This is a genomic window from Cytobacillus sp. FSL W8-0315 (assembly GCF_038002905.1).
Taxonomy (GTDB): Bacteria; Bacillota; Bacilli; order Bacillales; family Cytobacillaceae; genus Cytobacillus; species Cytobacillus pseudoceanisediminis.
The window spans coordinates 203,065-215,510 of the sequence record NZ_JBBOOC010000002.1 but is presented as its reverse complement, the minus strand read 5'-3'; the positions used below and the strand labels follow the sequence as shown (position 1 = coordinate 215,510).

The following is a 12,446-nucleotide window of genomic DNA, read 5'->3' as shown; positions in this document are numbered from 1 at the left end:
GTAATCTGATTATATCTTTCTGTGGCTGTCTTGAATGTTGTTATCTATTTTCTATATAAACAAAAAAGAGCACCCATCTGGACGCCCCCTCATTTATAATTAAATCCTAGTCGTTTGTATTTATAAGCAAGCAAAATCTCGTCTAGAGTATCATACTTCTCAGCGATATATTCATCAAAACGATCTTTATTGAACCAATCCGGATCTTCAGCTTTTGCTTCTTCTTTCATCCTTTCAGCTTTCTGTTCGTATTTAGAGTACATGCTTTGTAAAAATACGGTCGTTGGATCCTGTTCAATTAAACAGCATATTCGAATTCTGTTTCCCCATTCCACTTTTTTATTATTATCAGTAATAAAGAAACAACCGCCGCTCCTTGGGTGAGTATAAGTGCTGCCATCAAAACCGCTCATGGATTTAATGATTGCGGTGTCACCCTCTTTGTACCCTTGATAATTTTCCAAAAAATAGATTTTCATGCCGGGGCGATACTCATCGTAATTGACGCTAACAAGAATATCTTCAATTTTAGTCGTCATGGACTCCCTCCTCTTCTTTCACTATTATTTCCATATTGAAGAGGAAAAGACCTACCAAACTGTAAAATTTATTATGAGGTTCTCTCCTTTTTCTTTGAAACGTACTTCTCTTTATTTTCTTCAATGTATGACTTCCAATTGTTTACCCATTTTCAAGCTCATCTTTAAAAATTAGGCTAGGGAATTCATATTGTTCAGAATAAATTTCTTTCAAAGGTATCCGTCTCTTATGGAAATAGGGTAAATTGAATTCTGTCCTCTGTCGTAAGATTCTTTTCAATATGTGGGTAAGCCTAATAGTTCAATGGGTATTTTATTTTCCCTTGAGAAATTTTAGCAGTTCATGTATTATCAGCTCCTTTTCACATAATAATAAGGGAACCAATGTTCGTTTTCAAGTTGATTTAAGAACAAATGTTTGTATAATTGTTGTTATAAGGAGATGAGAATAGATGATCCGTGACAGAGGAAAAATTAAATGGCAGCCAGCTCATTTCATGCCAGAGCATAGGGCCATGCTTAATCGAATAAGACAAAAAGGGTTCGGAATAGTCTCATTCAGAACCCTTTTTTTGCTTTTTTGTGGGACATTATGCAATAACAGAGAATTGCAGACCTCTCCGAGGTTATCATTTAGGCCATTTCTGGACCTTTCCAAGTCCAGGTGGCCATCTTCTTCAAATTCATGGCAGCGAAAGTAAGCATCGCCTGCATCGACAATTTTTTAAGTCCCCTTAGGGTTGTCCAACGCATGCCATGCTTTTCTTTTGCATCTGCGAATACACGTTCAATTGTTTCTTTGCGTTTCTCATAGATCGGTTTGACGTCTTGATGGTGGCGAAGATGATCTGCTTCTTCTACATGTTCCTCCCACACATGACGTTGAATTAGTTTTTGATGTGCTTGACTCTGTGTGCATTGAGACAAGAAAGAGCACCCGGCACAAATTCTCTGATCTGATTTATATTGACGGTACCCTTCCTTTGTAGTCGTTGTATATTTTAATATCTCACCAGCCGGGCAAATGTAACAGTCAAAATGCTCATCATAAACATACTCATGTTTTCTGAAATAACCCTCTTTTGTGCGAGGCCGGGTGTAAGGTAAAGCAGGTGTGATATCGTTTTTCAATAAATAGCTCGTGATGGCAGGTGTTTTATAAGCTGCGTCTGCCGCAACAGCTTCTGGTTTACTAACTTTCTCGATGACTTGTTCAACCAATGGCTCTAAAATATGACTATCATGCGTATTACCCGGGGTTACAATTGTGCCTAGCACGAAGCCGTTGCGGTCTGCGGCCGCATGAAAAGAATAGGCGAACTGTTTTGTACGCTCATCTTTTACATAGTAGCCACTCTCTGGATCCGTTGTACTCTCTTTAATTTCTTTGTATTCTTCCTTATCAAACTTATCTGGAGGAAACGGCTTTTTTCCATGATCCTCACGGTCTTGGTTAATCTCCTCTTGAAGGCGTTCTTGATAGGCACGTGTTTCTTTTCGAACAACCTTCTTTGCAAATTTTCGCTTATTTGCACTGGCTTTTACATGCGTAGAATCTACAAAAACGTGTTCAGCACTAATTAAATTCTTTTCAGCTGCAGTTTTTAAGATTCGGTAAAATATCTGTTCAAAGAGATCGGTGTCTTTAAATCGGCGTTCATAGTTTTTACCGAAAGTTGAGAAGTGAGGAACTTTATCGTGGAATCCATAACCTAGAAACCACCGATAAGCCATATTCGTTTTCAATTCTTCAATTGTTTGACGCATGGAGCGAATACCGAAGGTATATTGAATAAATGTGAGTTTAATTAATATTACAGGGTCAATACTTGGGCGGCCTTTTTCTGAATACTTATCTTTTACCAAGTCATAGATGAATGAGAAATTAATCGCCGCTTCAATTTTGCGGACCAAATGGTCCGCCGGTACAAGTTCGTCTAAAGCAACCATTTCAATTTGATCCCGTTGAATTGGATTATGTTTTGAAAGCATTTAAATCACCTCAAGCATTGTATTACCTCTATTTTAAAATAAAAAAGACTGCAGACAAGCACGATTTTCATCGAGTTTGTCGACAGTCTGAAAGCCCTTAAGAAGGGCTTTACTACATTTAGAACCAGTTATTTAACTGTTTTTCACTGCATCTTTCAGTGCTTTACCTGGAGAAAATGCTGGTACTTTACTCGCAGCAATTTCAATTTCTTCACCAGTTTGCGGATTACGCCCTTTACGAGCGGCTCTTTCACGAACCTCAAAGTTACCAAAACCTAAAAATTGGGCTTTTTTCCCTTCTTTTAATACATTAGTAACTGCTTCAAATACTGCATCAACAGCTTTTGAAGCATCCTTTTTGGAAAGCTCACTACGTTCAGCAACTGCATTTACAAGTTCTGTTTTATTCATTTTGGTCACCTCTAGAAAAATTTGGAATCATCAATTTATGTCGCACTATAAGTAATAGCATATAAGCTTGTTTATATTCAAGAAAAATAATCTCTTCATATTTTACTACTTTACCAGCTTGAGTTTAAAATCTGCTAAAATCACTTCACTTTTACTTTCGTCACAGCTTTAGATTTTTTTGCTGCCTTCCCTAATTCCTTCAGCAATGTTTTTTTATCCTTTTTAGAAGCCATATATTCCCCACCTGCCCTCTTATTTCGTTCGTTAAGTTTTAGTTTGTCCAAATTAATAAATTCTAAACGTACTATACTCTCCACTAGATGAATAGATTAACAATATAACTATTTAACATTTTGACACTGGGATAAAAGAGGAGAGAGGAGCTCTTTTAGAAGAGGGGGGAGTATATTGAAAGCAATCAATCCAATTTTTGATAACAAAAATAAAAACAAGCTATCCGTAACTCATACACCCAATGTTCGGAAAAAGCCTGTAACGAAGGCTGAGGGCAGAAAAGAAAGATGCGATAAAAAGAAAGATGTGAAGATACCATTCAATGACGAAGAGAGGGTATTAATTAAAAGGCTTGCTAAAATGCGTGGCCTGGAACCGACTCCTTATTGCACTTTGTTAATCAAGAAGGCGCTCAAGGAAGAGCATCATATTCCTCCCTGTTATTACAATCCAAAAGGGAAACCTTATCCTGCAAAACTTGAAGTTCATTACCATGATCAGCTTTTTGATTATAAAGTTAAATGGGATTGTAGTCTAAAAGAGGCTGCCTACAGGATTATAAGTTTCATGCTAACCATTGAAAGAAGGTTATTGTTATGAATAAAACCAGATATGGTCAATATGAAATATATGAAGAAGAACTTGACGATTTATCTTATCAACCAAGTGGATTGATTGATAAGTTAATTTTTAATCTGGGTAGAAGCTTATATAAATCTCAAGAACTTCAATACTCTTTTTCTGTGCCTGCATCTGAATACTTAAGGGGAGAACTATTTTGCAATGATGTATCTGAAGCCATGGAGTGTAAATTCACGCAAAGAGATCTAATAAGTTTACTCCTTGACGATTTTTTGTATCAAGCAAAACAACGAAACAATCCATATGATCTTTATCATGAATTAGATATAAGGAGTGAACACTCGTTAAAGGTGAATAGCTATGAAGGTGGGAATAAAACATATAACCGTAATACATCTAAAGGAAAAGAGCGTATATTTGAATGTACCATCAGAAGAAAAGAAGCCTTACGACTGGAAGTAATTTTAAGTGATATAGCAGAATTAGGGGAAAACAAATCATTTACAGTTAACCAGGTGCTAAGAATTCTTTATAGCGACTTTATACAGAAATATAGAACTGGAAATTTAACCAACGTAATAGAAAATATTGTTGCTCGTTATAGAAACTTATAATCCTTATTAAAGTTGGTACCATAATTTAGGATTTCACGGAGCAATAGGCCCTTCAAAAAACAGGAATAAAGGCTTGACCATATCCAATATTTACATTATTATGATGATATACAAATTTAAACCAACGGGAAAGCCCCGAAGAACTAAGAGTAGATACTTTTTGTATCTACAGCTCTTAGATTCTTCGGGGCTTTTTTTGTTCCTCGAAGGAGGTGGAACCATGAAAAAGTCTATGAAAAAATTATTTCCATTTGTAGCGTTAACTGCAGTATTTGCCTTTTCTTTACTTATTTTCTCTCCTGAGGAAGCCGCAGCAGCATGGAAGAAATCCGGTATTTCTCCTCAAGGAGATTTGAAAAACAGTAAAATTTATACCGATCTTGCTAACATTGTTTACTTTATTACAGCTGTAGGTGGATTCTGGGTTATTGGATGCCTATTATTCGCGGGTATGAGACTCTCAGCTGCTCAGGGCGGAAATCCACAGGCCCGAACGCAGGGCTTTATTGGAATCTTAATGGCTGGACTTGGAATTTTCATTATTGTTAAAGCAACGACTATTGCTGGTTGGTTTGCAGGATTCGGATCCTAATTAGAAATTCAAATAGAAAAACTCATACCCCTCTAAATTATTAGAGGGGTAGATTTTTAAAGAAGGTGCTCATTTGAGAAAAGAAACTGTTCCAATTGATATGTCCTCTGAACAAAAAACAATACTAGGCTTTATCTCTATAAGGCAACTTATCTACCTCATCATTGGCGGGGCCATTTTATATACATATATCCCCATAGTCTTTAACATATTCCCGCATTTTATCGTCGGTGGGATAGCTGCTCTTATTTCAGCAATTCCCACACTGGTTTTTATTTTCATATTTGGTTTTTGGAAAAAAACAAAACTTCATCTAAATTTTGACCACTATTTTCTAATTAAGCTTAATTACGGAAAACAGATAGGCATTTGGCGGAAAGGTAGCCGTTCTAAAAATTGGAAGGTGACTAATAAATGATTGAACTTATCGTAATGGCAATCTTCGGGGTTGTTGCTTATGTATTTTACAAAATGATGTTGAAGGAGCCCATTCTCCTTTGGAAAGAAAAAAAAGTTTATGAATCAGATACCCCATCAAATAAAAAGAAACAAAAAAAGAAAAAGCATGAGGTTTCAGTCGAAGAAGAGCCAAAGCTTTTTCAAGAGTTATTTGATGAAGTAAAGGACATATCAAACCATATGATTAGGTTTAACGATAATTCCTTCACCATGATAGCTGAAGTTGAGCCGGTCAATTACTTCCTTAAGAGCCAAGATGAACAGGAAGCGATCGATATGGTTTTTGAAAGTTGGTTAGCTGCCATTAATTACCCTGTACAGTTTTACCTACAAAATCGTTTTATAGATATTTCTGAACCGGTCCAGCAAATGAAAGAGAGCATGAGAAATTCAGAAGACCTTAATGAAGCAGCATTAAGTTTTGGCCAATCAATGATTGATGACTTACAAAATTGGCAATCACAAACACCACGTTATGAGACTAAGAGATATCTCATATTTAGTCATAAAATCAACGCAAAGGACATTTCAGCTGATTCAGCTGAAGAATTAGAAGAAAAACTTGTTGAGAAATCATTTGCTGAATTAATGAGGAGATTGAATGCCGCTAAATCTCAATTAAGGAGAGCGGAAATGAATGTTTCTCTTCTTCCTACAGAAGGGATTTATGAATTGCTTTATCACACTTTTAATCGTCGAAAAGCAGTAAAAAATCGTTTCAAAGATTTAGTAGAAACAGAAAAAAATGCATTGTACGTAACAGCTGAGCAGACTGATGAACATATTGAAGCGGTTAAGGAGGCTATTGAAGAAAATGAATTTAACCAAGAAGAACAGCGAAAAGAAGATCGAACAGAAGAAGGCCAAGCAAGTTAAAGAAAGTAAGGTTAAAAAGAAAAAACAGTCCGGTAAGGATGAAGCGATCTCAGATCATCAAATGGTGACTAAGCCTACAATGTGGGACATTATTTCCCCTGAAGGCTTAAAAATTAATAGTGAAGATTTTGGAATAATAAAGCAATCTCTAGGAACCAAAACATATTTCCGTCCAATTTATATTCCAAGAGACGGCTATCCCAGAAAAATGCAGACTAATTGGCTCTACAATCTTTCTTCAAGTGGAGAAGTAGACGTTCTAATTGATGTACATAAAGTAGGAAAATCAGATGCCATTAGAACCTTACAGCGGCAAATTACAATGCTCCAGTCGAACTTAACCTTTCAGACTAAAAGAGGAAACATTGATCAAATTAATGATTTGGAATCTAAAATTCGAGACACAGACTTACTTATGAGCGAAATACAGTTCTCCGAGAATGACATGTATAACGTTAGTTCGTTAGGGGTTTTATATGGCCAAAGCGAGAAGGAACTAAATAGGTACAGTGAAGCCATCGAGGATGAAATGAGCAGTCAATTCTTCTCTTTAGTCTCGACCTGGGGCAGAGTCAAAAAAGGTTTTAAAAGTGTTATTCCTTTTGGGAAAAATGAGATTCCGGATTCATTTCGTAATATTGACCGCCGTGCTTTATCTACCTTCGCTCCCTTCATTAGTGGCAGCGGTAAATACATGGGAGGTATTCCATTAGGAATAAATAAAATTACTGGCCAATTAGAGTTTATCAATAGTTTTGGGAATGAAGAGTACCGTCCACAAAACTATAACATGTTTGTAGTTGGTATATCTGGTTCAGGTAAATCAGTAACTCTTAAGCTCTTAATTGCTCGGGAATTAACTGGTGCAAATATCTATAGCAGATTAATAGACCCAGAAGGTGAATTTGTTCGAATCACCAGACGATTAGGTGGTATCAATTTAAACATTAGTGAAGAAGAAGATATTTGCATTAATCCTCTCGCTATTAACTTTACTGACGTCCCAATGGATGAGCAAGATGAAGAGTTAGATTTATTAGAAGATACTGATGAACGAGAAGTTATTGAAAAAGAGGGGAAGAAATTTATTCGGTTTGTACCTCTTAGAGAAAAAATGAATGACATTCTGGACTTTTTCGATATTATTTGCCGCGGTAAGAATTCGGAAGATCGAGGCCTTGATGTTTTTGAGAGAAACTATTTAGAAGAAGCAGTTCAATACATCTTTAATGAAAAGTTAAAGCTTACATCTCATCCTGATTCCTTATTCAGCAACGAGGTAGTTCAAGTTGACAACCAATTGATCCAATCAAAAGTAAGGAAACCGGAACCGACTATATCTGATGTGTTCGAATACTTAAAAGATCATTATGAGGAAGAGCCAAAAGCTCTAAGATTAATAGCCGCCATTCGCCCCTTCTTAAGGGATGGCTCAAAGCCTATCTTCGATGGACAAACATATCTTGGCAAGGGAGTTACCCAATCATTGCAAGATGCAAGGCTGGTTAATTTTAATATTAGCCAAATGGAGGAAGGCTTTTTACGCCCAATTGCTTATCATGTAATCCTGAATTATTTATGGGAGCATTTTGTGAAAAATCTAGATAACGCAACAAAAAAGAAATTTGTTTACGCCGATGAAGCTTGGACATTAATCGATTCTGAGCAAACAGTCAGTTTCCTTGAAAAAATGGCACGAAGAGCCCGTAAACGAAACACAGGTCTTCGATTGGCAAGTCAGGACTTTGTACGCTTTGTTACAAATAACAAAGCTAGAGGGATTCTACAAAATACACATGCTTATCTATTCCTTCAGCAAAACAAAATTGATTTGAAAGTTATTAAGGAAAACTTTGACCTTAGCGCTGGTGAAATAAATATCTTATTCGGGAATCCGGATAAAGGTGAAGGAATTCTTCGGATGGGAAAAAGCTCCGTGTGGTTACAAACAAATCCTAGTGAGGAAGAATTATTCTTCATTGAATCTAACCAAGCAGTTTATGAAGAACAAATGAAGCGAAAACAACTCATGGAACAGCGTTAGAAGGGGGTGGTGGTCCTTGCAAGATAAAATTATGGATATATTTGAGTCCCTATTTGAGAAGATGCTCGAATGGATATTGGGTCCCTTTAAGGATCTAGACACTCTTAAGGGGCTCGTTTATGACACAGGAAAAGAAGAATACTATTATGGTGTTTTTAATGAGGATCAATTTGGTGTTATAGCTCAAGGTATGGCTGTTATGCAGTCCTTATCTGTAGGGTTCATTTTAGTTTCTATTATATTAGCAGGTATGAGAATATCCTCTTCCGGTATAAATCCTTCTAACAGGACCTATACATTTGAATATTTTAAAGACTTTATTCTTGTAGCTATATTGTTTTTTAACTTGAGCACAATTTTCGAAATTATGTACTCCGTAAATGAAATGTTTGTTTCGACATTCTCAAGTGCAAAAGAAGTCATGGATGGAGATATTGCGAAACAGGCTACTACATTTCTAAAGCAAGGTGTTCTAGGGGGATTAATAATAGGATTGGTACTTCTTGGACTTTCAATATGGGCAAACTTCTATTATATGATGCGTACCCTTACACTAATGATTTTAACCATAATGTCGCCTTTGGCAGTGGCTCTTTACCTTATTCCGCAAACGAAAGGTATTACCGCTGGATTGTTTAAAGAATATGCAGGAACTGTATTTGTTCAATCCGTTCATGCCGGGGTATATTGGGTAATTGCAGCAATTGCTGGTGCGAATCCTGGTATCGGAAGTATCTTACTTTACATCATCTTTATTCCTGTTACGGAATCAATCAGATCTCTTTTAGGTTTAGGAGGACAGATGAATGACCGGTTAAGTAAAACGGCAGCCATGATGGGTGGTTCTGCACTAATGGGTGTTGCTGGTGCAGTTAAAGGGGCCTTAAGTGGACAATCTGTCGCTCAATCATTAAGAAGTGCTGCTGGCCAGGTAGCTAAAAATGCTAAAGGCGGAAAAGATGGTACTGAAGAAGACGGTGCAAAAGGTCTCCTTGCAGGAGCTGGAACAGACATAGGTTCTACCTCAAGAGCAGAAAGAATGCTAAAAGCTGGAGAAATTTTTTCAAAAGGCGGTAAAGCTATCTTTGGAGCCGCCGGAGCTATTGCTGGTTCACCGATGGGTCCTGTCGGTTCAATTGCTGGCTCAACTTTAGGTTTTAGTGCTGGTGGTGCAATCGGTGGAGTAGCGGGAAGAGCGGGTATGGCTGGTGCAGAATTATTGGCAGACAGAGCTAAAGCTGGTTTTAAGGCGGGGAAAAACAAGTTTGATGGTTTAAAAAATGCTGAAGCTCATGCAGATGAAAAATTAGCTAATACCCTTGCTGATAAAGAAACCTCTCAATGGGCTGGTGAAAATAAAGATGCATTTCTAAAAGATATTAAAGAGCGTTTCCCTGATGCCACTGATCGCGAAATCAATCAAATGTGGGATAAACAAGTTGCGTCTAAGCAAAGTGATTTTCTCGAAAAAGCAAGGTCAACAGTAAAAGGACTTAAAGCACAAAATGGGAAACTTGCAAAAGCTTCAGACTTAGTAGATTCCACCGTAAATAACCTGACTAATGATTGGGCAAGAAACAATGAAGATACCTTTAAACAAAATTATGATGCCGCTCATCCGTTGCCAGCAAATGCTACGGAAGCTGAAAAGAATAAACATAATCAGAATAAAAATGAAGCCTGGAATCAGAAGATAGCTGAAAAGAGAAATGCCATAAATGGTGTAGTCTTGGCTGCAGCTTCTAAACTCGGATTTGGCAAGTTAGATGGCCAATCTTTCATTAATAAGGATGACTTTATTAGTGAGGTTGGCAATCAAGTCGGTAGCGTTCTTGGCATGAATGGGAAACAAGAAAGTTTAGGTGCCGTTAAGGATGCAATCAATAGCGTTAACTTAAATCGTGCAAAAGCTACAGATTTGATAAATACTTCTGTTGGTGGCCTAACAAAAGAATGGGCCAGTAAAAATAAAGAAGCATTTATGAGAAATTATGATAATGAAAACCCCTTACCCACGAATGCTTCTACAGAAGAAAAAACAATGCATCAACAATCTAAAGAAGCTGCCTGGAATCAAGCACTTGGTCAAAAGCAAAATGCTATTAAAAATGCTGCCATTTCGGTTGCCTCCAAACTAGGGAATGGATCTCCAGTTGATTCATCCTCTATTAATAAAGAAGAGTTTGTAAATCAGCTTGGAAATAAAGTAAGTTCCATTACCGGTTTTAATAATCCTGAAAGTATTCAAGCAGTCAAAGCTGCGACTAATGGAGTTAAAGTGGGACAAGCTCAGGGTTCTGAATTAATCGGTGCTACTGTAAGCAATTTGACAAGCAAGTGGGCTAAAAATAATCGTGAATCCTTTATGAAGAACTATGATATGTCCAACCCATTGCCTGCAGATGCAAGTTCAGATACTATACAAACCCATAACCAAAATCGGGAAGTTGCTTGGCAAAATACGGTTGCTGGTAAAAAAAACACAATTAGTCAGATTGCTAGTAAGGCCGCTTCTAAATTAGGATATATCCCTTCTAGTACCAATTCTTACATTAACAAGGACGACTTTGTTAATGAGGTTGGAAATGAAGTAGGCGCGGTAATTGGAGCGGGTCAAAGCGCTAGCCTCCTCGCTGTTCGTGGAGCTACAAGTTCCGTAAAGAACGCTTCACTGTATTCAGGGAAGTCGGTAAATACACCATTCTTACGTAATCAATTAGCTTCAATGCAAACAAACAAGCAAAGGGACGCTTTTGTTGAACAGCATATTAGTAGCAACCCTGGGGCCACCAGACAAGAGGCTGTTCAAGAATGGAACACATCACATGCACCATATCAATTTCAAAAGAACTTAAACGCGTTAGCCAATCCTGTAAGCGGACTCCCTAGGCATATACCTTTAGACCATCGGTTAATCGGAGGAGGTAGTTTCGTTAGAGGAGCATCTGCTTTAGGTGCTGGTGTTGCTAGTGGAGTCCTTGAAAGTACGGGTATTATTTCTGGTCCGAAAGCGGTTAGCAAATTTGTTGGTGATTCTAAATTGGGCACTCTTGTTAGGTCTTTACCTGTTGAAACAAGAACAGCATGGGAAAATAGAGATCCAATTCAAAATCCAGTAACAGCAGCTGTTGATTCTGTTGGATTAGGAATTAAACAGTCGTGGGATGCTGGAAGGAACCACATCGCTCAAAATGTATTAGAAAAACAATCAGGCTTCAGAAATGCTGTTGCTTATACCACAGGCATGATTGGTGGTGTAAAGGGTTATAAAGCCGGAGCGAATTATGCAGCTGGAGGAACACAAGTAACTAAAGCATTTGGCTTAAAAGGATGGAATCCATATAACAACGCTGTTAATCAAAAATCTCCGGATGTTGCTGAAATATCTGAGATAGAACAAATGGCTCAAACTATAATTGGGGATGATGGCCAAAAAACACTTGCATCTGGAGCAGTTCGAATGGTTACTACTAAGGGTCAAACAGTCCTTCAAGTAAGAACGAAATCGGGACAGCTTCAAACAGTTTCTCGTATTGGCTCGGGTGATTCTTCTTTAAAAAAGGGAGACACCCTTTATCAAGATTTATCAATTCAAGATGGCCAACTCACTCCAACTTCTAATGTCTACCAAGAAGACAGTGGAGGAGGGAGGGTTAATTTAAACCGCACAATAAATGTTAACCCTAATAAACTGGTAGCTAATAGGAACACACCTAAAACTCCAAGGGTTGTAAAAGAAGTACAAAGCTATAACCAATTGGTAGATAGCGGACAGTATTATTTAAAGAATGCAATGAGTGAAATGTCCAACATTGAAATGATTGTTGACAGAAATCGAAGCTACCTTCAAGGAGTAAAGAATGGACAAACCTACCGCATTTCTCCTTATGGACCGGGTGATACAAGAATTAGCCCAGATGAAACTCAAAAGATCACCTGTGAGATGAGAAATAATAAGCTGATTCCAAATAATACTGATGGTTATACTACTTCATTAAAACCAGAGGATTTAGTCGCTTATCGTCCAGCTAACAAACGAAATATGATGAGAAAACAGAATGACAAGTTCAGAAATAAAGCATTTGTGGAAGGCTTGAGGTGAT

10 protein-coding genes are annotated in these 12,446 nt (G+C 37.5%); 7 read left to right on the top strand and 3 right to left on the bottom strand.

The window, feature by feature from the left end:
- Positions 1-89: 89 nt before the first annotated feature.
- The 3 genes from MKY20_RS24840 to MKY20_RS24830 form a co-directional block, all read right to left on the bottom strand.
- Complete coding sequence (locus MKY20_RS24840) at positions 90-539, bottom strand: hypothetical protein (RefSeq protein ID WP_009336123.1); 450 nt, start codon at positions 537-539, stop codon at positions 90-92.
- Between the two features lie 633 nt (positions 540-1,172).
- The gene (locus MKY20_RS24835) at positions 1,173-2,531 is read right to left on the bottom strand and encodes an IS1182 family transposase (protein ID WP_009336124.1); all 1,359 of its coding nucleotides are present in this window, start codon (positions 2,529-2,531) and stop codon (positions 1,173-1,175) included.
- Between the two features lie 132 nt (positions 2,532-2,663).
- The gene (locus MKY20_RS24830; RefSeq protein WP_009336125.1) at positions 2,664-2,942 is read right to left on the bottom strand and encodes an HU family DNA-binding protein; all 279 of its coding nucleotides are present in this window, start codon (positions 2,940-2,942) and stop codon (positions 2,664-2,666) included.
- 408 nt (positions 2,943-3,350) lie between these two features.
- On the opposite strand from MKY20_RS24830, the gene MKY20_RS24825 reads away from it, so the two are divergent.
- The 7 genes from MKY20_RS24825 to MKY20_RS24795 all read left to right on the top strand — a co-directional run bounded on the left by MKY20_RS24825 (position 3,351) and on the right by MKY20_RS24795 (position 12,445).
- Positions 3,351-3,776: a hypothetical protein gene (locus tag MKY20_RS24825; RefSeq protein ID WP_009336126.1), complete on the top strand. Its 426-nt coding sequence runs from the start codon at positions 3,351-3,353 to the stop codon at positions 3,774-3,776.
- Positions 3,773-4,372, top strand: a complete 600-nt coding sequence (locus tag MKY20_RS24820; RefSeq protein ID WP_009336127.1) for a hypothetical protein — start codon at positions 3,773-3,775, stop codon at positions 4,370-4,372. Before MKY20_RS24825 ends, MKY20_RS24820 begins: the two co-directional genes overlap by 4 nt.
- A gap of 220 nt (positions 4,373-4,592) precedes the next feature.
- A complete protein-coding gene (locus MKY20_RS24815; RefSeq protein ID WP_009336128.1) occupies positions 4,593-4,964 on the top strand; it encodes a pilin in 372 nt (123 codons plus the stop codon).
- A 73-nt stretch (positions 4,965-5,037) separates the two neighbouring features.
- Positions 5,038-5,382: a PrgI family mobile element protein gene (locus MKY20_RS24810; RefSeq protein WP_019380452.1), complete on the top strand. Its 345-nt coding sequence runs from the start codon at positions 5,038-5,040 to the stop codon at positions 5,380-5,382.
- Positions 5,379-6,299: a hypothetical protein gene (locus MKY20_RS24805; RefSeq protein ID WP_341003583.1), complete on the top strand. Its 921-nt coding sequence runs from the start codon at positions 5,379-5,381 to the stop codon at positions 6,297-6,299. The genes MKY20_RS24810 and MKY20_RS24805 overlap by 4 nt, the downstream gene beginning before the upstream one ends.
- Positions 6,238-8,343: a VirB4 family type IV secretion system protein gene (locus MKY20_RS24800; RefSeq protein ID WP_009336130.1), complete on the top strand. Its 2,106-nt coding sequence runs from the start codon at positions 6,238-6,240 to the stop codon at positions 8,341-8,343. The genes MKY20_RS24805 and MKY20_RS24800 overlap by 62 nt, the downstream gene beginning before the upstream one ends.
- A gap of 16 nt (positions 8,344-8,359) precedes the next feature.
- Complete coding sequence (locus MKY20_RS24795; RefSeq protein WP_009336131.1) at positions 8,360-12,445, top strand: hypothetical protein; 4,086 nt, start codon at positions 8,360-8,362, stop codon at positions 12,443-12,445.
- The last annotated feature ends 1 nt before the right edge of the window (position 12,446 follow it).

Bases quoted from the DNA above. Each gene is read 5' to 3' on its own strand.
- MKY20_RS24835 (WP_009336124.1), bottom strand. From the start codon at position 2,531: ATGCTTTCAAAACATAATCCAATTCAACGGGATCAAATTGAAATGGTT.
- MKY20_RS24840 (WP_009336123.1), bottom strand. From the start codon at position 539: ATGACGACTAAAATTGAAGATATTCTTGTTAGCGTCAATTACGATGAG.
- MKY20_RS24805 (WP_341003583.1), top strand. From the start codon at position 5,379: ATGATTGAACTTATCGTAATGGCAATCTTCGGGGTTGTTGCTTATGTA.
- MKY20_RS24800 (WP_009336130.1), top strand. From the start codon at position 6,238: ATGAATTTAACCAAGAAGAACAGCGAAAAGAAGATCGAACAGAAGAAG.
- MKY20_RS24820 (WP_009336127.1), top strand. From the start codon at position 3,773: ATGAATAAAACCAGATATGGTCAATATGAAATATATGAAGAAGAACTT.
- MKY20_RS24830 (WP_009336125.1), bottom strand. From the start codon at position 2,942: ATGAATAAAACAGAACTTGTAAATGCAGTTGCTGAACGTAGTGAGCTT.
- MKY20_RS24815 (WP_009336128.1), top strand. From the start codon at position 4,593: ATGAAAAAGTCTATGAAAAAATTATTTCCATTTGTAGCGTTAACTGCA.